The organism is Bacteroides gallinarum DSM 18171 = JCM 13658 (genome assembly GCF_000374365.1).
Classification (GTDB): domain Bacteria; phylum Bacteroidota; class Bacteroidia; order Bacteroidales; family Bacteroidaceae; genus Bacteroides; species Bacteroides gallinarum.
Genome location: NZ_KB894125.1, coordinates 32,924 through 54,754 on the forward strand (window position 1 = coordinate 32,924; position 21,831 = coordinate 54,754).

At 51.3% G+C, this 21,831-nt stretch carries 31 protein-coding genes; 10 read left to right on the plus strand and 21 right to left on the minus strand.

The window, feature by feature from the left end; genetic code table 11:
* Window positions 1-3 precede the first annotated feature (3 nt).
* The 5 genes from C233_RS0107670 to C233_RS0107690 all read left to right on the plus strand — a co-directional run bounded on the left by C233_RS0107670 (window position 4) and on the right by C233_RS0107690 (window position 3,047).
* Window positions 4-369, plus strand: coding sequence for a hypothetical protein (locus tag C233_RS0107670; protein ID WP_018667009.1), 366 nt, complete (start codon window positions 4-6; stop codon window positions 367-369).
* A gap of 1 nt (window position 370) precedes the next feature.
* Window positions 371-1,072 carry a hypothetical protein gene (locus C233_RS0107675; protein WP_018667010.1) on the plus strand — a complete coding sequence of 234 codons (702 nt, stop codon included), beginning with the start codon at window positions 371-373 and terminating at the stop codon, window positions 1,070-1,072.
* 80 nt (window positions 1,073-1,152) lie between these two features.
* Window positions 1,153-1,311, plus strand: coding sequence for a hypothetical protein (locus C233_RS24050; RefSeq protein WP_018667011.1), 159 nt, complete (start codon window positions 1,153-1,155; stop codon window positions 1,309-1,311).
* 490 nt (window positions 1,312-1,801) lie between these two features.
* Window positions 1,802-2,092 (plus strand): DUF4120 family protein, encoded by a 291-nt coding sequence (locus C233_RS0107685; protein ID WP_018667012.1) that lies wholly within the window; start codon window positions 1,802-1,804, stop codon window positions 2,090-2,092.
* Between the two features lie 31 nt (window positions 2,093-2,123).
* Window positions 2,124-3,047, plus strand: coding sequence for a hypothetical protein (locus tag C233_RS0107690; protein WP_018667013.1), 924 nt, complete (start codon window positions 2,124-2,126; stop codon window positions 3,045-3,047).
* A gap of 210 nt (window positions 3,048-3,257) precedes the next feature.
* Here the strand turns inward: C233_RS0107690 and C233_RS0107695 are convergent, their stop codons facing one another.
* From C233_RS0107695 to C233_RS24460, 15 genes are all read right to left on the minus strand, one after another.
* Window positions 3,258-3,770: a glycoside hydrolase family protein gene (locus tag C233_RS0107695; protein WP_018667014.1), complete on the minus strand. Its 513-nt coding sequence runs from the start codon at window positions 3,768-3,770 to the stop codon at window positions 3,258-3,260.
* A gap of 14 nt (window positions 3,771-3,784) precedes the next feature.
* Window positions 3,785-4,291, minus strand: a complete 507-nt coding sequence (locus C233_RS0107700) for a DUF3872 domain-containing protein (protein ID WP_025068855.1) — start codon at window positions 4,289-4,291, stop codon at window positions 3,785-3,787.
* Window positions 4,292-4,329: 38 nt separating this feature from the next.
* On the minus strand, window positions 4,330-5,205 hold the full coding sequence (locus C233_RS0107705) for a toprim domain-containing protein (RefSeq protein ID WP_018667016.1): 876 nt from the start codon (window positions 5,203-5,205) through the stop codon (window positions 4,330-4,332).
* Between the two features lie 6 nt (window positions 5,206-5,211).
* Window positions 5,212-5,784: a conjugal transfer protein TraO gene (locus C233_RS0107710; protein WP_026314786.1), complete on the minus strand. Its 573-nt coding sequence runs from the start codon at window positions 5,782-5,784 to the stop codon at window positions 5,212-5,214.
* 2 nt (window positions 5,785-5,786) lie between these two features.
* Window positions 5,787-6,761 carry a conjugative transposon protein TraN gene (gene traN / locus C233_RS0107715; RefSeq protein ID WP_018667018.1) on the minus strand — a complete coding sequence of 325 codons (975 nt, stop codon included), beginning with the start codon at window positions 6,759-6,761 and terminating at the stop codon, window positions 5,787-5,789.
* A 20-nt stretch (window positions 6,762-6,781) separates the two neighbouring features.
* Entirely contained in the window at window positions 6,782-8,068 is a 1,287-nt protein-coding gene (gene traM / locus C233_RS0107720; RefSeq protein ID WP_025068856.1) for a conjugative transposon protein TraM, read from the minus strand.
* Entirely contained in the window at window positions 8,061-8,366 is a 306-nt protein-coding gene (locus tag C233_RS0107725; protein WP_026314787.1) for a TraL conjugative transposon family protein, read from the minus strand. The genes traM and C233_RS0107725 overlap by 8 nt, the downstream gene beginning before the upstream one ends.
* Before the next feature lie 10 nt (window positions 8,367-8,376).
* Complete coding sequence (gene traK, locus C233_RS0107730) at window positions 8,377-9,000, minus strand: conjugative transposon protein TraK (RefSeq protein WP_018667021.1); 624 nt, start codon at window positions 8,998-9,000, stop codon at window positions 8,377-8,379.
* Between the two features lie 19 nt (window positions 9,001-9,019).
* Complete coding sequence (gene traJ / locus C233_RS0107735) at window positions 9,020-10,027, minus strand: conjugative transposon protein TraJ (protein ID WP_018667022.1); 1,008 nt, start codon at window positions 10,025-10,027, stop codon at window positions 9,020-9,022.
* Window positions 10,028-10,045: 18 nt separating this feature from the next.
* A complete protein-coding gene (locus tag C233_RS0107740; protein WP_018667023.1) occupies window positions 10,046-10,678 on the minus strand; it encodes a DUF4141 domain-containing protein in 633 nt (210 codons plus the stop codon).
* 47 nt (window positions 10,679-10,725) lie between these two features.
* Complete coding sequence (locus C233_RS0107745) at window positions 10,726-11,337, minus strand: hypothetical protein (protein ID WP_018667024.1); 612 nt, start codon at window positions 11,335-11,337, stop codon at window positions 10,726-10,728.
* On the minus strand, window positions 11,334-13,871 hold the full coding sequence (locus tag C233_RS0107750; protein ID WP_018667025.1) for a TraG family conjugative transposon ATPase: 2,538 nt from the start codon (window positions 13,869-13,871) through the stop codon (window positions 11,334-11,336). Before C233_RS0107750 ends, C233_RS0107745 begins: the two co-directional genes overlap by 4 nt.
* Window positions 13,868-14,200, minus strand: coding sequence for a DUF4133 domain-containing protein (locus tag C233_RS0107755; protein WP_018667026.1), 333 nt, complete (start codon window positions 14,198-14,200; stop codon window positions 13,868-13,870). The genes C233_RS0107750 and C233_RS0107755 overlap by 4 nt, the downstream gene beginning before the upstream one ends.
* A gap of 2 nt (window positions 14,201-14,202) precedes the next feature.
* Window positions 14,203-14,499 carry a DUF4134 domain-containing protein gene (locus C233_RS0107760; RefSeq protein ID WP_018667027.1) on the minus strand — a complete coding sequence of 99 codons (297 nt, stop codon included), beginning with the start codon at window positions 14,497-14,499 and terminating at the stop codon, window positions 14,203-14,205.
* A 105-nt stretch (window positions 14,500-14,604) separates the two neighbouring features.
* Window positions 14,605-14,829 (minus strand): hypothetical protein, encoded by a 225-nt coding sequence (locus tag C233_RS24460; RefSeq protein ID WP_167321136.1) that lies wholly within the window; start codon window positions 14,827-14,829, stop codon window positions 14,605-14,607.
* A 36-nt stretch (window positions 14,830-14,865) separates the two neighbouring features.
* Here C233_RS24460 and C233_RS22415 point away from each other — a divergent pair, with 36 nt between their 5' ends.
* The 3 genes from C233_RS22415 to C233_RS0107780 all read left to right on the plus strand — a co-directional run bounded on the left by C233_RS22415 (window position 14,866) and on the right by C233_RS0107780 (window position 16,414).
* Window positions 14,866-15,438 (plus strand): SLOG family protein, encoded by a 573-nt coding sequence (locus C233_RS22415; protein ID WP_025068858.1) that lies wholly within the window; start codon window positions 14,866-14,868, stop codon window positions 15,436-15,438.
* Between the two features lie 87 nt (window positions 15,439-15,525).
* Window positions 15,526-16,140, plus strand: coding sequence for a hypothetical protein (locus C233_RS0107775; RefSeq protein ID WP_025068859.1), 615 nt, complete (start codon window positions 15,526-15,528; stop codon window positions 16,138-16,140).
* The gene (locus tag C233_RS0107780) at window positions 16,109-16,414 is read left to right on the plus strand and encodes a hypothetical protein (protein ID WP_018667031.1); all 306 of its coding nucleotides are present in this window, start codon (window positions 16,109-16,111) and stop codon (window positions 16,412-16,414) included. Before C233_RS0107775 ends, C233_RS0107780 begins: the two co-directional genes overlap by 32 nt.
* A 141-nt stretch (window positions 16,415-16,555) precedes the next feature.
* Here the strand turns inward: C233_RS0107780 and C233_RS22420 are convergent, their stop codons facing one another.
* The 6 genes from C233_RS22420 to C233_RS22425 form a co-directional block, all read right to left on the minus strand.
* Window positions 16,556-16,834: a hypothetical protein gene (locus C233_RS22420; RefSeq protein WP_034777773.1), complete on the minus strand. Its 279-nt coding sequence runs from the start codon at window positions 16,832-16,834 to the stop codon at window positions 16,556-16,558.
* A 155-nt stretch (window positions 16,835-16,989) separates the two neighbouring features.
* The gene (locus C233_RS0107790; protein WP_025068861.1) at window positions 16,990-17,781 is read right to left on the minus strand and encodes a DUF4122 family protein; all 792 of its coding nucleotides are present in this window, start codon (window positions 17,779-17,781) and stop codon (window positions 16,990-16,992) included.
* A 5-nt stretch (window positions 17,782-17,786) separates the two neighbouring features.
* Window positions 17,787-18,233 (minus strand): DUF3408 domain-containing protein, encoded by a 447-nt coding sequence (locus C233_RS0107795; RefSeq protein ID WP_018667034.1) that lies wholly within the window; start codon window positions 18,231-18,233, stop codon window positions 17,787-17,789.
* A 2-nt stretch (window positions 18,234-18,235) separates the two neighbouring features.
* Window positions 18,236-18,667: a DUF3408 domain-containing protein gene (locus tag C233_RS0107800; protein WP_018667035.1), complete on the minus strand. Its 432-nt coding sequence runs from the start codon at window positions 18,665-18,667 to the stop codon at window positions 18,236-18,238.
* A complete protein-coding gene (locus C233_RS0107805; protein ID WP_018667036.1) occupies window positions 18,664-19,428 on the minus strand; it encodes a ParA family protein in 765 nt (254 codons plus the stop codon). The genes C233_RS0107800 and C233_RS0107805 overlap by 4 nt, the downstream gene beginning before the upstream one ends.
* A gap of 39 nt (window positions 19,429-19,467) precedes the next feature.
* Entirely contained in the window at window positions 19,468-19,677 is a 210-nt protein-coding gene (locus tag C233_RS22425; protein WP_018667037.1) for a hypothetical protein, read from the minus strand.
* A 414-nt stretch (window positions 19,678-20,091) separates the two neighbouring features.
* Here C233_RS22425 and mobA point away from each other — a divergent pair, with 414 nt between their 5' ends.
* Together mobA and mobB are read left to right on the plus strand one after the other, a co-directional pair.
* Window positions 20,092-20,562, plus strand: a complete 471-nt coding sequence (gene mobA, locus C233_RS0107815) for a conjugal transfer protein MobA (protein WP_018667038.1) — start codon at window positions 20,092-20,094, stop codon at window positions 20,560-20,562.
* Complete coding sequence (mobB, locus tag C233_RS0107820; RefSeq protein ID WP_018667039.1) at window positions 20,552-21,802, plus strand: conjugal transfer protein MobB; 1,251 nt, start codon at window positions 20,552-20,554, stop codon at window positions 21,800-21,802. The genes mobA and mobB overlap by 11 nt, the downstream gene beginning before the upstream one ends.
* Window positions 21,803-21,831: the final 29 nt, after the last annotated feature.

Here is a 21,831-nt window from a genome sequence, read left to right on the forward strand (position 1 = left end):
GATATGGAACCGAAGAATTTGAACGAATGGTGGGAGAAACAGCCCGACGGATTGAAACGGGCATTCTTGCTCTTTCCCGACAAACGGTGGAAAGAGGCCGACCTCTCCCTGAGAATCAGTATCCGCAACTATTGCTGCCTGAAAAAGGACGGGCTGCTTCCCGAAGACAGGGAGCGCACAATGCTCAGTGAAATAGTCTGCGAACTGGCAGACATGGAATTGTGCCGTATAACAGGAAAGCCCCTTGAAGACATGTGTGACGAAGATGGAGCCTTCCTGGAAAAATACCAGGACCGGTTCGACCGGATATACGATACTATCGAGAGGGAAATATCAGACTATATGTACGAACTGTCAAAACACGAATGAAATGAAAGCAAAAGTATTGAAATACAAGTTTGACGGGAACACCGTCGTAGCTCCCTACATGGAACTGGAAGCGTATGCTGAAGATGTGTATGTCGCGTTATCGGCAAAGGACGAGTACGGGAACGAAGACAATGATTATTTCCATGTGGTCTGCAAGATTGAAAACGTCTATTTCTCCGGCGGACAGTATTCGCGGAGAATCCTTGATATGGAAAAAAGCAGGGAAGAAGCGGCCTCCTATTGCAGGAACTGGATTGCGAACACGCTCCGGGACGCAGAAAACGGGAATCATGTCTCCCTTTTGTCCATCCGTGTTTTTGAAGAACTCGGACTTGACACCGCCCCTTTGCTGCAAGCCCGTGAAACGTACCGGAAAAAGCAGGAACAAAGGCGGCAGGAACGAAAAGAGAAAGAAGAAGAGAAGCGCAGGTTGGAGGAGGAAAAGTGGCAGCAGGAACTTGACGAGAACAAACGTAAATTTCTGGATGGAGAGAAAATCACGGCGCAAATGTTCCTTGCAATCACCGGACGGGACGGTTTCAGGATACATATCAGGACCAAAGGTACATTCAACCGTCACGTGACAGGAGTCTACAACACAGGAGCCATCAGTTTCAGGAAATACAAGGGTTGCCGCACGCCCGATTTTTCGGGGTGCCACAAAGCGGTCAAAGACTACCTTGAACACCTTGCGACAAAATGAGCATTTGAAGAATAAGGCGGTACCGACAAAACTCCAAAGCGTTACCGCCTTGTCCTTTTTTCACAGTAAAACAACAGCATATGGACAGAAAGAAAAAAACAAACATTATCCTGAAAGATATAAGACATAAAAACGGTATCTATTACAAGGAACAGCAGGCAATGGACATGGCTACATTCATGCTCCGGGGGATGTCGCAGAAAGAGGCGTATGCCCTGATAAAGGCAAGATACAGATAGCGGAAGAAAACAAAGGACATATAAAAAATCCGGAATCCTTGTATTGAAACAGATCCGGCTGACCGGATATACACACATGGCAGCCAGCCGGGTCTTCGCTTTTATTCCTATCGCACATTTACACCAATGCCCGTTTGAATCCTTATGACTGCCGTGTATGCCGGACTCATCACTTATTGCCCAAGCAGTGTATCATTGCCAAAAAGCAACATATATGCCCGTAACCGCCCCAAACGGCTCTCCATGATTTATAAACAAAACCGCATATTTTATTTCCCAACCTGCAAAGATAGTCCCGTGTCCTGTGTACACGTACAAGGTCAGGCCCCCTTCCGGGGGTTGGCTAAAAGAAAATCATCCTCGCCACGGCTGCGGTATTTTCTTTTGCCAAACCTTGTACGGTACGGACACGGAACGGCCAGGCAGGCGAGAAATAAAAAATACCGGCTACAAGAGCCGGGCTTGTCTAACAGATTAAAAACATAAAGTCATGAAAATTCTGAATGAAGAACATTTCGAGAATGTAAAGCGTTATGCCGAATCCATCGGCGACACCTCCTTCCGGCAATGCCTGGACAGGCTGAAAAGCTGGGAGGAAAACCCGGAACATCCCAGCGAAATCTCGCTCTACTATGACCATGCGCCGTATTCGTTCGGTTTTACGCAGCATTATCCCGACGGAAGGACCGGCATCGTGGGCGGTCTGCTCTACCACGGAATACCCGACAGGTCTTTCGCTGTCACGATGCGGCCGTTCCACGGATGGCAGATACACACCTGAATACAGTATTAACAACATAAAATTCAAGATTATGGACACATTAGCAGTATTGGAAAGACAACAGCAGTTCGATTTCCAAAAGAACGGAATCGAAGTGATGAATTTCGAGACGCTTCAGCGTACCTACAAGGAAAACGACATCTACAACAACCCTGTCCAGGGCATCTACCATTACCAGGTCATCCGGCGCATGATGGACATCTGCGAGAAGTACAGCCTCAATTACGAGGTGGAGGAGATCTTCGCCGCCCAGAACAGGAACAAGACACAGCCCGGCGTGAGCATACTCCCGCAGGTGGAACAGACACACGGTGAGAAAGCGGTAGAAGCGCATATACTCCGGCGCATCTTCGCCACCATCCGGATCAAAGACTGGGAGACGGACGAACTGACGACAACGCTGGTCATCGCCTACCACCAGGACGGGATACAGGCGGCCATAGGCCCTTGCGTGAAGATATGCCATAACCAATGTATCCTTTCTCCCGAACGGAGCGTATGCAACTACGGGAAGAGAAAGGTGACGACAGAGGAAGTGTTCGATACGGTGGACGGCTGGATGGCAAATTTCGAAGTGAACATGAACGAGGATATCGAACGGATCCGCAGACTGAAACAGAGGATTATCTCTTCGGAGGAAATATACATGTACATAGGGCTGCTGACCGCACTGCGTGTCTCCCATGACAGTTCGGACAGAAACCTCTCATCATCCGTGGAAACCTATCCCCTCAATCAGGGGCAAATTTCCATATTCACGGAAGAGGTGCTTAAACTGGTCGCCGCAAAGGGGCGGATTACCGCCTGGGACCTGTATAACGTGGCCACAGAAATATACAAACCGGGCAAAACGGACTTCCCGGCACTCATCCCGCAGAACGGAGCCATGGCGGAACTCCTGTTGTCCCGTCTTCCCGAAGAAACGGAAATTCAGGATGCCGTCCTGGTAAATTGAAATCTGTTCCACTGAACTCACGGAAAATGCAGAGTAAGGGATTCCGTTCATTTTACCCGGTGCAAGAACGATTCAGACAGGTGTCCGTCCCCGGCACCTGTCATTACCCTATGGACGGGCAATAATAATCCGGCAAAGACAATCGCCGGAAGATGGAATCATAAGCAAGGGAGGACTTTACGGTTGCACCGCAAAGTCCTCCCTTTTCCATCATTCCTCAAAAAGCAGCATGAATTCCTCTTTTCTTCTCCGTTCGATGCTTGGTATCACCCTGCCACGGTAACACCTGAAAGAAACATAGTCCCTGTAGATGTCCCGATTCCCGGCTTCCAGCTTCCGTATCAGGTTGCTTTTGGGCATTTTACCATATCCCTTGAGACGGTAGACACCGACATTGTAGGCCAGGACACCGACCAGGAGCGAATCACGTCCCAGATAACTGAAAATCCTGCACAGTTTGCGCAGGTCGGCTCTCAGGATGGAATCCCCCTGTGCCTTTGAGATATTGTTTGTCAGCCTTTCCCCGGGAAGCACCTTGTGCCCCCAGCCGACATAGGGCCAATGCCTTTTCTCCCCATGCCAGCCCTCGTGCCGCCGGATGCACTCGACGGCAAGACTGAACTTGTCCGGTTCTTCCTTCACCGGATTTTCCGCCCGCGATGTCACTCCCGAGACAGAAACAGCAACGAAGAACGCCGCCAACAGCTTTACCCTTATTCCCATAGGCGGAATCTGTTTTATTGCCGGACAACGGCAACCGGCAACTCTTCTGCATCGGGAACCGCTGCGGCATCCCCGTCTTCCGTCTCATTGTTGAAATCGAATGTCAGTTGAAAAAGCTGCGCAGGTTCACTGTTGTCTTCAAAATAGATATCCACGCTCTGCTGGTCGGTACATTCAGACATGTAATAGAGACGGAACACCTCCCTGTCCAGCGGATAGCGGTCGTTGGGCAGCAGCACCATCCCGTCATCCATACGCAACGTGCCTTCGCCGTCCGGCTGGAAATACCGGATGGTATAACGGGCATCCGAAAAACGTCCCTCCCGCTTGAGCTCACAACGGATTTCCACTGTCTCACCCTTCACGATACGTGTGGGGACCGGCATGGTCTCGACCGTAAAGGGGAAGGACTGCTGTACGTCAAGGTCGGCGCTGCAAGCGGTCAGCATGCATATTGTCAGGCCCATCAGGGCTGATGCAAGGGCGAAAAGCCCTTTTCTCTCATTTTTCATTGCATTCATCATTCGTTCTTTTTATTAATGGTTTGTCGATAATATTTCTATTCCAGCGGAAAATTCCTTTGCAGGTACTCGTTCAGGTCCTTGTAGGTGGCGTACATGTCGGAGCAGTCGTCTATCCTGTCCCCGTAGCGTTTCCGTAAGGCCTCCAGCGTCTTTTTTCCCGCATCGTCATTGTCAAGATAGCACCTTATCCGGTCATACCGGTCAAGGTAAGGGTACGCCCGCCCGAGCAATGCCACCGAATTGAGGATGAGATAATCTTCCCCGCAGCTGATGCCGAGCACCATCCATGAAAGGTAGTCGATAAATCCCTCGAACAGGTTGCAGGTACCCGAACCGTTGAATATGCCGGATACATCCTTCGGCGGTATGCACCATTTCATGAAACGGTTACGCAGTTCAATGCCGCCCCCCAGATTCCGGAAACCGATGGCAAAATACCTTTTACCATGCAGGCGGAACCTCACCTCCTCGCAGTTCGGCAGGGCAATGTCCTCGGCGATTCCCCGTCCTTTCAGATAATCGAGCAGGATCCGGTCGTACAGAGGCCCGCATGTCACGTTCTCGAAACACGAGGCCGTTTTCTGCGTTTTGTCCGCCTTCCCGGTTTTTACACAGGCCGGCATGAAATTGTCCGGCAATGTGTTTCCATACACATCCGCGATGAACTTCGCCTGCTCCTTGAAATCGCCGGTAGCCGCAATCTCTCCGGCAAGGGAGAAAATGTCGCCTCCGTGCCCGGTCCCGAAGTCATGCCAGACTCCCTTGTGTTCGTTTACATGGAACGAAGGAGTCCGTTCCTGCCTGCAAGGGGATGAATACCAGCATTCGTTTCCCCGGCGTTTGACAGGCTCGTGTCCCAAGCGTGCCAGAAAATCCGTGATAGGAATACTCCTTATTTTTTCTATGTCCATAGGCTGTCAATTGATTATGAATTTCAGTCCCAACCCGAACTGCGTCGTGAACTTTTCCAGCGAGCCTCCCCACAACACACGCTCGCGCACACTGGCGAGCAGTACGATACGGTCGGTTATATAGCTCTCCAGCTCAAGGGTGAGGGCACCGCCATAGATGAAGGCATCCCTGGCAAGAAGACGGGAACCGTCATGGAGCAGCCTGTCTCCCCAGTTTACCGTCTCATAGCCGGCCAGGGCTGATCCGCCGAGGGAAAGGAAAAACGTTTTTGTGGGGTCGGACAGGAACTTCAGGAAATAACCGCCTTCCGCCGTGAACTGGGCACGGGGAATGGAAATATTCCGATAGCCGTAGTTCTTCTGCAAATATTCCACGCCTGCCACCCACCGGTTCGCCTTCTTTGTATATCCCGAAATGGCCATTCCCGAATAATAGTTCAGCGGAGAACTGGAACCGCCGGCAAAACCGCCCCTGAGTTCCACGCCCCTCATCCCGGGCAGATACCGCTGGGCGTATGCCTGCCCTGACGACAGGGCAAGCAATACGGCCGGGATAAATAAAAACAGGTATCTTTTCATGCTCATTTCACTTTAAGTTCGTTGATTATCTTCGCTCTCACGATGTCCTCGCTCTCCACGGTGAACGACTGGTGCCTTCCTCCGCTTTTCTCGTGCATCTCCACCACCAGCATCTTGTCGGCGGGAATGGTGAACTTGCCGAATACGAAAACGGTACGTTCGTCCTTTTTCCCCGCGATGGCGGTGGCATAGTTATAGGCACGCAACGGGAAAATCACCTGCTCCTGGATAGCCGTGCGCTTCATCACCTTCTTGTCCACAATCTTGAATGTCACGAAATCCACCTCATAAGGCACGTTCGATGTGTTTTTGACCTGGGTATGGAAATAGAGCAGCCCGTTATGGGTGTAAAGACCGCGCAAAAGGTACTGGATACCGAACGCCTTGCTGCCGATATGCTTGATGTGGCGCCTGTTGTCCTTGTGAACGGCCTTGCTGATAAGGTGCACCAGCTTCGGTGATTCGCTGCCAAGTTCCTTCAGGTAGATGTCAAGGGCGTTATTGGGACGGTTCACCTCGCTGCCGTCGTGGATGAAGTCCTTCATCTCGACGTTCAGGAGCAGCGGCTCATCGGAATATTTCACATTGAAAGTGTAAAAACTGCCGCTCTCGGTAATGACGGACATGTTGGTCTCCTCACGGAAATTCTTCACGGTGGCTTTCACGCGGATTACATTTTCCGCACCGTCGGCTTTGCCGGCGACAAGGTTCGGAGACCCGAGATCCACATAACGTACCGCGGACGGGAAGATGATGTGGGTGGTTTTGCCGTAAGTCACCTCCAGCCCGTAGGGCGGAATCATGCGGTCAAACGTGAGTTTCCTTGACAGACCGTGATAGATGTCGCCGTCTTCCTGCCCGGGATAGATATCCGCTGCCAGGGTTACATCCTTCTTTACGGCGGTAGAATCAGCCGGCTGTGCATAGGCACTTGCGATGCCCGTAACAAGGGCAAGCATTACAAAAATCTTTTTCATGTTCGTTGAAATTTTTAATGTTACTGAATGTTGTTCTGATAAAGCAGCAGCGTGTAGCCGGCCTTGAGATGCGCCTTCTCCTCACGCAACTTTTTGGAGATGTACTGCGACACGCCCTGAATGGCTCCCCTGCCAAGCTCGGACAGAAGCTGGTCCCCTGCCGACTGGTTGGTGATGGATATGCTCGTGCCGAGGTTCTGCCCCAGATTGGCAGCCACTTCCTTGGCCGCACTCGCCTCCATCGACCCCGGGATGAATATCCCCTCCTGTCCGTCGTTGTCCAGTACGGTCAGTTCCACGGGAATGACGGTCCCGCCATGCTCGACCTGCATGATTTCAATGCCGAGACGTTCCCCCTGTATGCGCCCTTCCCCCGTAAGAAGGGAATTCCGTGGCAGGACATGGCTTCCGACACGCATGGGCTCCAACAACCTTAACCGTACACTCTGGCCGCTGACAATGGTCTGGTCGCCATGTACACAGGCACGGACGGTATTTCTCCCGGTCTGATTCCCGGTTTCTCCCACTGCCGTATGAAAACCCGCGTCTCCGAACGAAGCCAGCCTTGCAATCATTGCCGAATCGCTGAGAGGCTGCGGAAGGGACGAAACCACGCGGGATGATGCCAGCCCCACGGGAACGGCTTTCGCCTTTCCGTCTCCCGTGTCCGCTTCACCCTCTGCCTGATGCCCCATTCCGGCATTGTTGTTCCCCGGCATATACCTGGCAGCCAGCTCGTATGATTTCTCCAGCAGGGCCACCTGTTCCTCATAGCTCGGTCCCGCAGCCTGCTGTGCGGCCGCCCGCCTGAGTTGCTCGACCTCGGCCTTCAACGCTTCCTTCTCGGGGTCGTCCTGCGGCTGCTCGTAAAAGCTGCCGAGCGTGGCATTGATATCGTTATAAGCAGAAGCGGAAGAGGCGAAAGCGGCATTCCTGCCCTTGCCGGGCGGTCTGCTGTCACCCTGTCCGGAGCCGGATGCCATCTCCGAAACCCGTGCCGCCGGCTCATCTTCCTTCCGCTCATTGGCAAGGGCCGAGAAATCCGCCAGCGTGCGCATCTTCTCTTCCTGCCTGCGCTTCATGTCATCCTGCTCATAGGCGGTCATCTTGTCGGCCTCGATACCCGCCCCTTTCGGGACAGGGAGCTCGGCATTGAACCCCATGCTCTTTTCCTTCTCCTGCCTGTCTTTTTCCGACGGGGAGAAAATCAGCCACATGCACCCGACGAACAGCAGGAACATCCCTGCGAAAACCAGGTATTTTCTGGTTTTCTGTCTCTGTTTTAATTTTTCAGCGTCACTACTCATTGTCCTGTTCGTTGAATCGGTTAAAAAACTCTTCCATCTCGCGAACCTTCTCATCGGAAAGGGTATCGGCAGGGATCATTTCCGGAATGTCAAGAGGAGCTATCCTGATGGTTTCCTGCCGGACATCCTCCTGTCCGATACCGTATATCGCGCGGAAAATCATATAGAAATTGACCAGCGCGAAAAGTCCTGCCATCACGATGATGGCTGTCATTCTCTTTTCCGGACTCAGGCTGCCGCATAAGCCACGCAGCCTGTCCTCCACGGAATCCTTGATTTTTGCATACATTTTTCTCATACAATCGTTTTTATCGGTCATACATTCTGATATCCCTGTTCTCCAGGACGCGGAACCCCTCAAGGATGAACCCGTGCGGGTTGTTGTCGCTGCGCGTGGAGTTCAGCAGCTTGCCCTTCGTCAGAAGGCTTCTCTCCGTAATGCTTTTCTCCCGGATGATGAAAAGGCGTGCGTACGTCACGACATCATACGGGTAGGCGTTGAAATCGCATTTCACGCTGTCGATCTCGATGCGCTGGTTCACGTTTCCCGAGATGATGCGGTTGTAATACCCCTGTTCCGCCAAATCCACGTAGTGGGTGTATGCGGAACGGTCGCTCAGGAACATGGCACGCTGGATATTGCCCTCGATGGCGCTCTTGTCGGGCGCAAGCGAGAAAAAAAGCTCATGAAAGCGTCTGACATGTTCCCTTGCCTCCACGGGACGGTTCTGCTCCAGGTCCTGCGAAAGGGCCAGCATCAGCGACTTGCCTTCATCCAGCACATAGATTTTCTGACGCTGTGCCTCTGCGAAACCGTATGCTTTCCATACGGAGAAACAGACAAGCAAGGTACAGACACCCAGGTAGACTATCCCGAACAGACGCAGGTGCCTGAAACTGGTCTCGATATTTTTCAATGATTTGAATTCCATTCTTTACTCGTTTTTATTGTTATTTCTTGATCAATCTTCCGGCTACGTTACCTATGGCGGCCCCGGCAGCACCCGCTACCACGGAACCGGCCTTGGACGCCAACTGGGTAACGTTCTTCCCATAATTGCCCGCACCGCCGCCTGCCTGTATAATCCAGTTCGCTACTGTCGGGATGGTGAAATACCCGATGATGCCGATAATCAGGAACGTTATATACACGGCGTTCGAACTGTCGGGAATGAAATTGGGGTCGGACATCTGTTCTATGTCCCTCTGTAGCATCAGCACCTGTATGCGGGCCAGCACGCTGCTGAAAAGGTCGCTCACGGGCAGCCAGAGGTAGATGCTGATATAGCGGACGAACCACTGGCTGAGCGAAGCCTGGAAACCGTCCCAACAGGAGATGGCGAATGAAACCGGCCCCAATATCGAGAGCACTATCAGGAAGAATGTCCTGAGCGTGTCGATGACAAGGGCGGCTGCGTTGAACATGAGTTCCAGCAGTTCACGGAAGAAGTTCTGGACGGATTTTTTCATGTTGTACATCGCCCGGTCCACATACATCCCGCACGCATCGAGCGCCTCCAACACCCCCAACTCATCCAGCTTGTTGTCGAAAGCTTCCTTGTCGACCAGATAAGCCGTTTCAGGATTGCGCCTCATCGCTTCGAATTCCAGCTTGTCCTTCTGCCGGCGGTATTCGTTCATGTCAAAGGTCTGTGTTTCCAGAATCTTGTGCGTACCGGTCACGATGGGCGACAGGATGCTGTTCAGTGTACCCAGCACGAGAGTGGGGAAAAACATGATACAGAGTCCCAAAGCGAACGGACGGAGAAGCGGGAACACATCGACAGGTTCGGTACGCGCCAGCGACTGCCATACCCTGTATGCCACATAGAAGAGGGCTCCCAAACCGGCAAGGCCCTTGGCCACGCCGGTTATCTTCGAACAGAGCGGCATCATGTCCGTGTAAAGACTTTGCAGGATCTGATGCAGGTTGTCAAAATTTACAGCCAACAATACCATAAGCAATCCTTTTTGAAATTACCAGTAGCGTTCATTGGGGGAACCGTAGAGAGCCATCACCCTGTCAAGGTCATCCTGCTTCTTGGCACGCAGGTAAGACACCCCGATGTTCTTGTTGGTGTAATACTGGACAAGGCTGCGGTATTGCAGCATGTCGGTATAACAGCGGTCGATGATGTCCATCCGTTCCTTGTCGTTCATGGAAAGCCCGTTCTCGTTGACCACCGTCTTCAGGTCGTTAAGTAAATGGGCGCTTTCCTCCAGCAGCTTCGTGTACCCGAGGGCGATGGCGCTCAGTTCCTCCGGCGTGAAATAGGGGTCATTGAGCATCCGTTCATAACTGGTCACATAGATTTCCGTGATGTCACCCACCATCAGTATGGTCTGCTGCACCTTGCGGGCATCGCGTACCAGATTCTTCACTTTTCTCAGGCCGTCATAATACTCCTTGCCCTGCTGGTAGATTTTTACGGTCTCCTGAAAATTGTTGAGCATATTACTGGCGGTGGAGGACGTATGCACGATGTTCTTTGCGGCATTGATGATGCCCTGGGCCAGATTGCCGGGGTCGGTCACGACCCATTGGGCATGTGCCTTACCGACGGAAAATACACACAGGCAGCATAATGCTGCCAAAACTTTTGTCTTCATATCGCTTTCTTTTTGATTGTTGATAAATGGTTGGTTGTCTCTCGGTGTCAAAGCCCCATTTTCCGGCCTTTCGGTTTCGGCCTGGCAACAATGCGGGCTTTCCCGCGCGGCTTGATTTCACCGGACACGGGCAGTTCCGTTTTTGCAGTTCCGAAAAGTTCATCCGCATAAGGCTTCCTGCCCGTCATCTTTACGAACCGTGCGTCCAGTTTCCTGTAGGCATCCTCTGCCTGTTTCCGCCTGATGTCCTCCGGGGCATTCCTGTCTATGCCGTACTTGATGAGAAAGTGGGTATGGATAAACAGCCCGTCAATGTTTTTCGGATTGATTGCCAGACTCCCCAGTTTCTCCAGCTCTCTGTTCAACATTTCCAGATACGGTACGGGAGGCCGGCGGCAGAGCCTCTCGAAAACCTCTTCCACACGGTGTGTCAGCCTTGCGTCAATCTCCAGGATATCGGGAACTTCACCCTTCTGCCTTTTCTGCCGGTACTCCCCGGGTTCCATACTTTCAAGCTGATGGAACAACTGATAGTCCTTCGTGAATCCATAATGGTCACGGATATCCTGTGGCATATCCCATCCAAGCATCAGGGACTGGTAAAGGCATTCCATGATTTCCCCTCGCTTCCTCTCGTCTGATTCAAAATTGTCATTCATACTTTTGATTTTTGATTGTTTGTCAATAAATGATTCTGTCCTTCACGTTTGCCCTCTGCCAGCTGCTTGATGGCCAGCTCAATGTTGCCGCCCAATTCCCGGGTAAGACGCATCAGCTCCAGCTTTTCCGTTTCCTCGGTCGTGTAGCAACAGTATTCTTCAAGGGAAACTTCGGTGGCATAGACCGCCGACTGGGTTCCGCCCAAGCCTATCCACACTTCCTTGTACCTTCTGGACGGATTGTTGGCCATGTTGATGGAGAGGATTTGCGCACGCTCCTTGTCGGTCAGGCCGAGCAGTGTCTGGATTTCATCGAACTTGTTCATGTACTTTCTCTGGTCCAATAGAATCTTGCAGTCGGAATTGTTGATGATTGTCCCCTTGACGATGGGAGAAGAGATGATGTCCTCGACCTCCTGCGTAACGACCACGGCTTCGCCGAAGAACTTTCTGACCGTCTTGAAAAGGTAGCGGATATAATTGCTCATGTTGGCGGAAGCCAACGCCTTCCAGCATTCCTCGATAAGTATCATCTTGCGGATTCCTTTCAGTTTGCGCATCTTGCTTATGAAAGTTTCCATGATGATGATAGTGACAATCGGAAGCAGCACCTTGTTGTCACGGATATTGTCCAACTCAAAGACGATGAAACGCTTGCCGAGCAGGTCAAGCTGCTTGTCCGAGTTCAGCAGGAAGTCATACTCCCCGCCTTTGTAATAAGGCTCCAGCACATTCAGGAACCCCCACACATCGAAATCCTTCTCGCGGGTATGCTTATGCTTCAGGATTTCCCGGTACTCGTCGCGGATGAACTCATAGAACGTGTTGAACGAGGGAGTGACCGTCCTGTCCGTGCGGATCTTCTCCAGAAAGAGGTTGACCGCATTGGAAAGCGCCACTTCCTCCGCCCGTGTCGGCGGTTCGTCGTCACGTTTCCACAACGTGAGGATAAGGGTCTTGACAGACTCCTTCTTCTCGATGTCAAACACGCCATCCTCCACATAAAAGGGATTGAAGGCTATCGGATCGTTTTCCTCGTAGGTGAAATAGATGCCGTCCTCCCCATGTGTCCGGGCATGGATGAGATTGCACAGTCCCTGGTAGGAATTGCCCGTGTCCACCAGCAGCACATGCGCTCCCTGCTCGTAGTATTGGCGTACCATGTGGTTGGTGAAGAATGACTTCCCGCTTCCCGAAGGTCCGAGAATGAACTTGTTGCGGTTGGTTATCGTCCCGTTCTTCATCGGCAGGTCGGAGATGTCCAGATGGACCGGTTTTCCGGTCAGCCTGTCTACCATACGGATGCCGAACGGTGAGAGCGAATCCTTGTAGGAGGTCTCACCGATGAACAGGCACAAGGCCTGCTTGATAAACGTATAGAAACTCTCCTCTGCCGGAAAATCACCGGCATTGCCGGGTATGGCCGCCCAGAACAGGGCCGGCACATCCACGGTGTTATGGCGCGGCTTCGCCTCCATCAGAGCCAGCTGGCTGCCCACGTCATTCTTGATACGCTTGAGCTTCTCACAGTCATCGCTCCATGCAAACACGTTGCAGTGTGCACGTATGGATGTGAGCCCCTTGCTGTGAGCTTCGTTCAGGTACTCCTCGATCCATTCCCTGTTGATTTGGTTGGAACGGCTGTAACGGGACAGCGAGTGCATGTTACGGGCTGTCTGCTCGAACTTGCGCAGGTTCTCCGCCGGATCGTCGATGAAGAGATACTGGTTCACGATATGGTTGCACGTGAGCAGGATACCTATCGGCGCGGCAAAGGACAGGCGGCAGTCACTCCGGTCGGTGGACAGCCGCTCGTAACGGCTGTCAGTGGCCACACCGGCAGGCAGGTCTTCCGGATCGGAAAGGGTATGCAGGCAGAGCCGGTTGTCCCCGACCTTCATCTCACCCGCACCGAGGGCAATATCCTGCAAACAGGCCGTGTCATCTCCGGAGAGCGAGAAGTATTTCTCGATAATGCCGGCCGAACTTTCCGTACCGGTAATCTCATCATCGGTCAGGCGGACCATGCGGAGCAGCCCGCTGTCATTCACGATACGCTCGAACTGCCCGCAACTTTCCAGAAACCGGCTGACGGTTTCCTTGTCCTGCATCTCCCTGGGAATGATGAAACCACGGGTGAGGGCATTGAAACTGCTCGTCGTGCGGCTGTGCTCCTTCGTGGTCTTGGTCAGGAACAGGTAGCAGGCGTGCCTGAGATACGGACGCTCGTTGAAATGCCGTTCAAAGCTCCGGCTGAGGAAGCTCCGGTCATCCTTACCGGTATCCGGCCTGTAGTTCTCCTCGATGAAGATGTCCTGCTTATGCACGATACTGTAGTCCGGCAGCACCTTGACCGCTTTCGCCCATGTGGAATGGACGGACTCGTATTCCGCCCGGGTAAGCGTGAACACCTCCGGCAATTCCACCCTGTAGGCAACGGTAATGTCCGCATCCTTGCTGATGATACAGCCATGCTCGACAGCCAGCAGCGGGAACTTGCTTTCCAGTGTGGCGGCTTTCATTACGTTTCTCATACATTTCTTTTTTTAGAGGTTGGAAAAAACAACCGGAGAAAACTTTTCCGGTTGATGACGTAGCGGGGATGGCGGCGCAGCGCCTGTGCCTTCATCAGTCCCCATTCACCGTATTTCGCGTTCAGACGGAAAGTCGCCCATACGAGCGCCGAAGCGCAGGAGACACCGAAACCGATGCATATCCACTGCCCGATGCCTGCCATGTACATGACGACGAACACCACGAACAGTGCGAGCAGTCCCCCGGCGAAGATGAACAGGTACTGGCTTTTCAGCCCCTTGAACTCAGGACTGCGCCCGATCCCCTTGTTGACAGGATACTCCGCCATAATCACAGGAAGAATGAACGCAGGATGGTGGCTGCCACGATAAGGAAGATACAGGCCCCGAACCAGCTGGCTGCCGTCTTGCTCGTGTCGGGGTCGCCCGATGAGAACTTGGAATAGACTTTCACGCCACCGATCAGGCCGACGACGGCTCCGATGGCATAAATCAGTTTGGTTCCCGGATCGAAATACGAAGTGACCATGTTGGTGGCTTCCGTAATACCGCCGATACCGTTACCCTGGGCGAAAGCCCCTGTCGTCGCAAGCAGCGTCACAGCTGCAAAAAAGAATCTTTTTTTCATGTGTCGAAACTTTTAATTAGTGAGACAAAAAATGATTTCGACTGCGAATATATAATGCTTAATTTATTGATTTACAACACTGACGAGCCATGACACCGGGTGTCGTCACGTTACATCGGCAAGGGATTTACAATACGGGAAAACAGTGGAAAAACGTCCTTTGATTCTTCCGGCAAAGGTAGTCCGTGCCTTTGCGGAATCTGCAAGGCGGGCCGTTCCGGTTGTCCGGGAGAAAATCATCCTCGCTGCGCTTGCGGTATTTTCTCCCGACAAGCCTTGCAGTATCCCGGCACGGGACAGAAAGGCCGGCAAGAAATCAAACTCCGGCATATACCGGACACATGTAGAACAAAAAAACAGAACATCATGAAACAGGAAGAAAAAAAGGTGGCGGCATTCACGGGACACCGGAAACAGAGACTGATGCAGGAAAACAAGGACTACCGGAACCTCAGCGGACAAATCAGGGAAAAGGTCATCACTATGGTAAAAAAACTCTATGAAGAAGGCTTCAGGGAATTTTATACGGGGATGGCAGAAGGATTCGACATGATAGCGGCTGAAGCTGTCCTGCAACTGAAAGAACAATATGAGGATATGACACTGGCGGCTGCCATCCCTTTCAGAGCCCAGGCCGAATGGTTTGACCCGCAAGACCAGCTGCTTTACAGGGGACTGCTTGAAAGGGTTGACCGGGTAGTGATGCTTTCCGAAAAATATTACAGGGGATGTTACCTGCGCCGTGACGGGTATATGGTCAGCAGGGCTTCACTGATAATCGCCTATTGGGACAACGTGTGCAACGGAGGAACATACCATACCGTGAAAAAGGCCGTGGAGACCGGACGGGAAGTCATCAATCTGTTTACGGGAGAAATGATAACGGACATAACTGCATTGCAGGACAATCATGAACCTAATAAACCGAATATAAAATGAACAGATTAAAAAAACATGAACGGATACTCAAATCATCTATACGGATCTATCATAGACATGTTCCGAAAAATGACATGCCCGGACAAAATGAAGACAAGAAAGATTTGTTCGGATTTTCTTCTCCCGTTCGCCACCGAATACCAACATTCCCTTTCTTCCTCTGTACGCTTTGTCGCCATCGACATTCAAGGGGATGACCTTTTTGAAATTCTTAATGACAAGGAAGACATGCTGTATGACATGTGTGAAGAATGTGCGGAAAGACTGGACATGGAAAAAGAGCTGTTACAGGCAATGAAAAAGGATCCGGAAAGCTTCATGCTTGATTATGACCTCTCAAATGCCATTCCGAACCTGAATGAAGTGGCCGACATGGAGATGCGTACCATAGCTTCGGATACTGATTATTATGGCATCCCACATTGCGGTTGCTGCGGGAACATTCTCGACCTGAACTGCATTCCCGAAGAGGAAGACCTTGGGGAAGACCTCACCACCTCCATGGAACTGTCGAGTCTCCGAATCACGGAACTGCGGCAACTGGACATATGGTACATAACCAGATTGCTGGACCAGGCCTTCCAATCCGGCAATCCGGATATCACCAGACTGGCTGACAAACTTGTCAGACGCATTTATAAAGAAAACAGACTAAAAAAAATAGGAACTTATGAAATCAAAGGAACAAATTACAATCCCTGACCATGCCGGGAAAAGAGAAACGCGATTACTCGCTTTTGTATGGAACTGCGGGTTCTTCAACAGAGACGTTTCTGAAGAGAAAATCATTGAGATGTGGAGGAAATCCCCCGCCAGAAGTCTGGATGATCCTGAAGACGGGACATTCTATGAAGTGGAATGCCTGACGCCCGATGAACTGGCTGAACGGATCAATGACGAGTCTTTCGCACATACGGAGGATTATGTACGTTTCATCAATGTCAGTCCCGACCTTTTGTACCCGGACACGAAATAGGATATCCACCGTATCATATCGCATACCCCCACTTCTCCCTGAATGTAGAAAAAGGAGAAGCAGGGGTATGAAACCAATGTTTTCCCGCGCCTGTTATTTCACTATGACGGAAGAGGGCTGCTGTTTTCTCCGGTAGTCTTTTTACCCTTTCCGCATCTTTTTCTTCCTTTCAAATTCAACCAGTATCTCCTTCAACGGTCTGACCGTTTCAGGCTGCTCACGCTTGAACCTCTTGAAATAGATGTTCTCTATGAACTGCGGAAGCGGAGCTTTCCACGGTTCCTGTCTGTGGTTGTCAATCTTCCCGAGCTTGTCGGGATTCAGACCGAGTTCACGAGCCATCTGCACATGCCTGTCCGACAGACGGTGACGCTTCTGAGCAGCCATCCATTTTTCCAATATTGCTTTTGTTACTGCCATATCACCCGTTCTTTTTTTTGCAAAGATAAGGGAGCCCGCCATATAATAAAACATGAACATCCGAATTTTATTCGATGGAATCTTCCAAAAGCAAAAAGGAGCACACCGATATCGCATCGGCATACTCCCCAAAATATGACAGCAAAAAGAAACAATTAAACGAATTTATCTATATCGAAAGCATTCACCTTCCTGGATGCAGCCTTTCGTTTTCTCAATGGCCTCCCTGTTTCATCCAGACATTCACTGAGTAGCCGGCAAACCTTTTCCTGATTGCTCAATTTGTCTGTAAGAAAAGAGAGTATGAGCGTGTCCTGCATCTTATGATGTATGGTGGCGGCAGCACGGATGGCTTTCTGTTCATCCGGATTTTCGGACATCAGCACCTCTGCCACATTGTTTATATCCTCGAAGGTCATGGCCGTGTCAAATTCAGGATCCGGTTCGGAATCTACGGGAGACATCAGGTCACGTTTGTCCTCATCGGTCAGTCCTTTATCGTCTTGCCGGAAACCATCCTCCACATCATCCGGACTGATTTCCTCATCTTCCTCTATGGGCTCTTTTTTCAGAGGCTCCGAGCGTGTAGGCGTCATTCTTGCAGTTTCAGGGTCTTCCAGATAGACAATCTTTGTCTTTCCGATTACATCGTCGGTGGGTGGGGAGACATCAATTTCCGGTTTCCGGCCAACTTTATCAGGAAAAGATTCCTGCCCGCTTGCCAAAGGCCGCACTTTGCCGCGCCTCGCCTTACGACGGGCATTCCGCGTTTTTTCAGCCATACGCTTTTTCCGGTACTGCCATAACCTGATGCGGGCGATACGCATCAAATTGTAGATTTTGTCCCATATGCCATACATTCGTTTGTTGAAGACGAATATCCATAAATCCCGTAGCACGAGAACCGCACAGGCAATCTTTACTGTAAAATAGAATGTCGCTTCCATACAGGTCATAAAGGTTTAGTGATACATTCCGTGTACAATTCGGACATTTCATTCTCATGTTTCTTCAGATGTTCGTCTACAATCCTGCTTATAAATCCGGACAGGGATGTATCAGGGGAGACAACGGCCAGAAAACGTTTGATAAAGGCATAACTGTCCCTGTTTATATAGACCTGTATGCGGTTGCCGACCGGATAATTCGCCAGATATGTGACCCGATACGACAGATGTTCTGAGCGTGCGATATTGACCAGTTCTTTGATGGAAGACGGAGAAATCCGGTCCGGTCCACTTGCCGGTTCCGCTTCCCCGGAAATTTCAGACGAAGTGGCTTGAACGGTTTTCCCGGTTTTGTTGTCCTTATGCAGTTTCTTCATAATGAACAATCCCAATCTGTAAGCGGTGTAAATGCAGCAACATATGGCTGCGGCTTGAAAAACAATCTGTGTCATGGCTAAAACGGTTTTAATGGTTTGTAATATTCTTTGTTGTATAATTCGTTGATTTCCTCCCAATGCTGCTGGATATGCTCCACAAGGATATTGCTTATATACCCCGATATGCTCATGTCCGGGGCAATGACCGGAAGGACACGCTTGATACATTCGGCCACTTCACGGTTTATATAGACATGGGAACGGTTGGATGCCGGAATGTTAACCAGGAACCTTTCCCGGTAACTACCCGTTTCCTCTTTCTTTTTCCGGGTTTTTACAGAAACCGCTTTCTCTGACGGGGAACTGGCGGGTTCTGTGACAGGATGAGCCTCTGTTTCCGGTTGTCCCGTATTTTCTTCTGCCGGCTTCTCCCTGCCGAAGACAGGTATGTCCCCGACAATGATATTCTTCAGGACATCCTCGTTCACTTCCACTTTTTTCTTCGTCATGACCGTACCAGTTTAAGTTTGACAATAAGTTCTTCCGCCAATTCCTTCAGTCCGCTTCCTTCCAGTTGCCTGGCAGGGGGTGGCAACAGGGTACAACGGAAAAAGGCGCGGTTGGAATGGGTGATTTCCTTCTCGTAGCGGCACAAATCCGGAAGCGTGCTGTCGAGAACAGTCAGGTGCAACTCCTTCATGACCTCCGAGTACGACCTGTAGATTTCCACGTTGGTGCGTTTCTTCAGCTTGTTCCAAAAGAAGATGATATCCTTGAGAGGCACATCCTTCATGTTCCTGACATAATCGAGCACCGTTGTCGAGAAAGCAAGCGTGCTCTGCATGATGATAAGATCCGGTGTGGTGGGTGTCAGGACATAGTCCATATTGACAATGGTACGGAATACCCCCGTGGCTTCCACCGTTCCGGGCAGATCCACGAAAATCAGGTCATAATCACCGCTTGCGGCAAGCTCGTCCGCAGCCTCCCTTGCCTTTTCCGCAGTGGAGCCGACAATAGGATATGATTTCTTCTGTACGCGCTCCCACTGCTGTTGCAGCAATTGTTGGTAATAGGGACTGTTGGCAGCGGCTTTTTTGTCCCGTTCCCTCATGCGCACAAGGCTGTGCTGGGGAGAATCACAATCAATGACCGCCACGTTCAGGTTTTTCCCGAAATGCAGGTAGCTGGAAAGCACTACCGTCAGGGCTGATTTCCCAACCCCTCCTTTCTGGTTGCTGATAGCAACGAATAAAGGTTCCTTGCTCATAATCTTTCTTGTTAAATGGTTATTGAATGATTGTCTGTTTCATCCGTCAATCCATGAACGCTTTCTTCCAACCGGCCACCGGATGTCGTATCCGTTATCGGATTTATCCGTCATTCCTGCCAATAGTGTCTCCGTTACCGCGTCCGCTATTCCGATAATGGCCGGCCTGTTGGTCATGACATTCCGACAACCGTCATATCCGACATTGTTTCCACTGTCCCGACCGCTAACGGAAGCATCGGACAACATGACCGTTATCCCGTTATCGGAGACTCGGTTTCATCCGTTCATGCTGCAAATAAAAGAGGAAAATTTCATATCGGCACCATGTTCCAAGGAAGGTGACGACCCTTGTCACTATATGACATTCTTTTACATATAACACGCTATTTTACAATATATTACATCGTCATAACTTTGCCCCCGTGAACAGAATGACTCCTGTGGCGGCCTCATTCCGAAGCCGAAGAATGAGGCTGAAGGTCAAAATACAATTTGACGGAAGGAAAATTCATGTTCAAGCGAACATAGCAAGTTGTGTTTCGGGCCGCCCGAAACGATTCGGGCATCCCGAAACAAACTTGCCGCTCGCCTGCCGGCTCGGGAGGGATTTCCTCCAAAGTCGGAAATCCATGACGGAAAAATCAACAGACAAAAACATCAATGCGTATGGAGGAAAACAAAAAAGGAAAGACAAGGAAAAGCACGGGAAGGAAACCGAAACCGGACCCGGCGGTGTTCCGTTACGGCATCAAGCTGAACTCCCGGGAGAACGGGCAGTTCGAGCTGCTGTTTCAGAAATCAGGGCTGAAACACCGTGCAAGGTTCATCAAGGCGATGATTTTCGGACGGGAAATGAAGGTGGTCAGAATCGACAAGGCGGCGATGGACTACTATATCCGCCTGACCAATTTCTATCACCAGTTCCAGGCGATAGGCAACAACTACAACCAGACGGTGAAAGCCGTCAAGTCGAATTTCGGGGAGAAACGGGCTTTCGTCCTGCTCCGCAGTCTGGAAAAGGCGACCATCGACCTGGTGGTGCTGAGCAAGCGGATTATCCTGCTGACGCGCGAGTTCGAGGAGGAATACCTAATAAAAAGAAGGAAGGAGGAACAGCGGAATGGTGGCTAAGATCAACAGGGGTGCCTCGCTTTACGGGGCGGTCATCTACAACCAGTGGAAAGTGGACGGCGCCACCGCGCGCATCATAGCGGGCAACCGCATGATTACCGACCTCACCGGAAACCCCGGAAACATCATGCGGCAGACACTGTGGGCTTTCGACAGCTATCTGGCCGCCAACAGGAACACGGAAAAGCCCGTGCTGCACATATCCCTGAACCCGTCCGTGGATGACCGCCTCACGGACGGACAGTTCGCAGAGTTGGCCCGTGAATACATGCAGAGGATGGGGTACGGCGACCAGCCCTACATCGTGTATCTCCACGAGGACATAGACCGCAGGCACATCCATATCGTTTCCACCTGCGTAAACGAAAACGGGGAGAAAATCAGTGATGCCTACGAATGGAACCGCTCGATGGAAGCCTGCCGGGAACTGGAACGCAGGTTCGGCCTTAAACAGGTGGACGACAAGCGCAGGGAACTGCTGGAGCCGTACCTTAAAAAGGCGGACTACCGGGACGGGGATGTGAAACGCCAGGTATCCAATATCCTGAAAAGTGTATTCACCTCCTACCGCTTCCAGTCATTCGGGGAATACAGCGCCCTGCTGGCGTGCTTCAACATCGAGGCGAAACAGGTCAAGGGGGAGTTTGAAGGCTCGCCCTACAACGGTATCGTCTATACCCTTACGGATGACACGGGCAGGCCGGTATGCACGCCCATAAAGTCTTCCCTTATAGGGAAACGTTTCGGCCATGAAGGGATAGAGAAACGGGCCGGGCACAATGCCCGGGAGTTCAAGGCAGGAAAATGGAAGCCTAAAATGCGGAACGGGGTGGCGACGGCCATGCACGGCTGCCGTGGCAACCGGGAGGACTTTATCCGGCTGCTTGCAGGAAAAGGAATCGACGTGGTATTCCGGGAGAACACGGAAGGGCGCATCTACGGCGTGACCTTCATAGACCATGTGAACAAGGAGGTCTGCAACGGCTCCCGTCTCGGGAAGGAATTTTCCGCCAACGCCTTCGAGCAACTATTCAACAGGCCGCAGGACATTCCCGGAGTGGAAACTACGGGAGAATATACCGGCTTGCAGGAAAGACTTTCCGACAGCGTGGAGAGTGCCATCGAACAGGCTTTCGGAATATTCAGTCTTGACACGAACGGTCCCGACCCCGAAGAGGAGGCGCTTGCCCGCAGACTGCAACGCAAGAAGAAAAAACGCCGTTCGCGCGGGATTTCATAGTTATAGAATTTTCAACCATAAAACCATAT

What these genes read in the sequence shown, in the direction of transcription:
- C233_RS22415 (WP_025068858.1), top strand. Translation starts at nt 14,866, where the DNA reads ATGAAACAGGAAGAAAAAAAGGTGGCGGCATTCACGGGACACCGGAAA.
- C233_RS0107700 (WP_025068855.1), bottom strand. Translation starts at nt 4,291, where the DNA reads ATGAATGCAATGAAAAATGAGAGAAAAGGGCTTTTCGCCCTTGCATCA.
- C233_RS24460 (WP_167321136.1), bottom strand. Translation starts at nt 14,829, where the DNA reads ATGCCGGAGTTTGATTTCTTGCCGGCCTTTCTGTCCCGTGCCGGGATA.
- traN (WP_018667018.1), bottom strand. Translation starts at nt 6,761, where the DNA reads ATGAAAAAGATTTTTGTAATGCTTGCCCTTGTTACGGGCATCGCAAGT.
- C233_RS22420 (WP_034777773.1), bottom strand. Translation starts at nt 16,834, where the DNA reads ATGGCAGTAACAAAAGCAATATTGGAAAAATGGATGGCTGCTCAGAAG.
- traK (WP_018667021.1), bottom strand. Translation starts at nt 9,000, where the DNA reads ATGGAATTCAAATCATTGAAAAATATCGAGACCAGTTTCAGGCACCTG.
- C233_RS0107670 (WP_018667009.1), top strand. Translation starts at nt 4, where the DNA reads ATGGAACCGAAGAATTTGAACGAATGGTGGGAGAAACAGCCCGACGGA.
- C233_RS0107745 (WP_018667024.1), bottom strand. Translation starts at nt 11,337, where the DNA reads ATGAATGACAATTTTGAATCAGACGAGAGGAAGCGAGGGGAAATCATG.
- C233_RS0107725 (WP_026314787.1), bottom strand. Translation starts at nt 8,366, where the DNA reads ATGAGAAAAATGTATGCAAAAATCAAGGATTCCGTGGAGGACAGGCTG.
- C233_RS0107760 (WP_018667027.1), bottom strand. Translation starts at nt 14,499, where the DNA reads ATGAAAAAAAGATTCTTTTTTGCAGCTGTGACGCTGCTTGCGACGACA.
- C233_RS0107750 (WP_018667025.1), bottom strand. Translation starts at nt 13,871, where the DNA reads ATGAGAAACGTAATGAAAGCCGCCACACTGGAAAGCAAGTTCCCGCTG.
- C233_RS0107675 (WP_018667010.1), top strand. Translation starts at nt 371, where the DNA reads ATGAAAGCAAAAGTATTGAAATACAAGTTTGACGGGAACACCGTCGTA.
- C233_RS0107740 (WP_018667023.1), bottom strand. Translation starts at nt 10,678, where the DNA reads ATGAAGACAAAAGTTTTGGCAGCATTATGCTGCCTGTGTGTATTTTCC.
- C233_RS0107755 (WP_018667026.1), bottom strand. Translation starts at nt 14,200, where the DNA reads ATGGCGGAGTATCCTGTCAACAAGGGGATCGGGCGCAGTCCTGAGTTC.
- traJ (WP_018667022.1), bottom strand. Translation starts at nt 10,027, where the DNA reads ATGGTATTGTTGGCTGTAAATTTTGACAACCTGCATCAGATCCTGCAA.
- traM (WP_025068856.1), bottom strand. Translation starts at nt 8,068, where the DNA reads ATGAGTAGTGACGCTGAAAAATTAAAACAGAGACAGAAAACCAGAAAA.
- C233_RS0107690 (WP_018667013.1), top strand. Translation starts at nt 2,124, where the DNA reads ATGGACACATTAGCAGTATTGGAAAGACAACAGCAGTTCGATTTCCAA.
- C233_RS0107710 (WP_026314786.1), bottom strand. Translation starts at nt 5,784, where the DNA reads ATGAAAAGATACCTGTTTTTATTTATCCCGGCCGTATTGCTTGCCCTG.
- C233_RS0107705 (WP_018667016.1), bottom strand. Translation starts at nt 5,205, where the DNA reads ATGGACATAGAAAAAATAAGGAGTATTCCTATCACGGATTTTCTGGCA.
- C233_RS0107775 (WP_025068859.1), top strand. Translation starts at nt 15,526, where the DNA reads ATGAAGACAAGAAAGATTTGTTCGGATTTTCTTCTCCCGTTCGCCACC.
- C233_RS24050 (WP_018667011.1), top strand. Translation starts at nt 1,153, where the DNA reads ATGGACAGAAAGAAAAAAACAAACATTATCCTGAAAGATATAAGACAT.
- mobA (WP_018667038.1), top strand. Translation starts at nt 20,092, where the DNA reads ATGCGTATGGAGGAAAACAAAAAAGGAAAGACAAGGAAAAGCACGGGA.
- C233_RS0107790 (WP_025068861.1), bottom strand. Translation starts at nt 17,781, where the DNA reads ATGGAAGCGACATTCTATTTTACAGTAAAGATTGCCTGTGCGGTTCTC.
- C233_RS0107780 (WP_018667031.1), top strand. Translation starts at nt 16,109, where the DNA reads ATGAAATCAAAGGAACAAATTACAATCCCTGACCATGCCGGGAAAAGA.
- C233_RS22425 (WP_018667037.1), bottom strand. Translation starts at nt 19,677, where the DNA reads ATGTTGTCCGATGCTTCCGTTAGCGGTCGGGACAGTGGAAACAATGTC.
- C233_RS0107695 (WP_018667014.1), bottom strand. Translation starts at nt 3,770, where the DNA reads ATGGGAATAAGGGTAAAGCTGTTGGCGGCGTTCTTCGTTGCTGTTTCT.
- C233_RS0107795 (WP_018667034.1), bottom strand. Translation starts at nt 18,233, where the DNA reads ATGACACAGATTGTTTTTCAAGCCGCAGCCATATGTTGCTGCATTTAC.
- C233_RS0107805 (WP_018667036.1), bottom strand. Translation starts at nt 19,428, where the DNA reads ATGAGCAAGGAACCTTTATTCGTTGCTATCAGCAACCAGAAAGGAGGG.
- C233_RS0107685 (WP_018667012.1), top strand. Translation starts at nt 1,802, where the DNA reads ATGAAAATTCTGAATGAAGAACATTTCGAGAATGTAAAGCGTTATGCC.
- C233_RS0107800 (WP_018667035.1), bottom strand. Translation starts at nt 18,667, where the DNA reads ATGACGAAGAAAAAAGTGGAAGTGAACGAGGATGTCCTGAAGAATATC.
- mobB (WP_018667039.1), top strand. Translation starts at nt 20,552, where the DNA reads ATGGTGGCTAAGATCAACAGGGGTGCCTCGCTTTACGGGGCGGTCATC.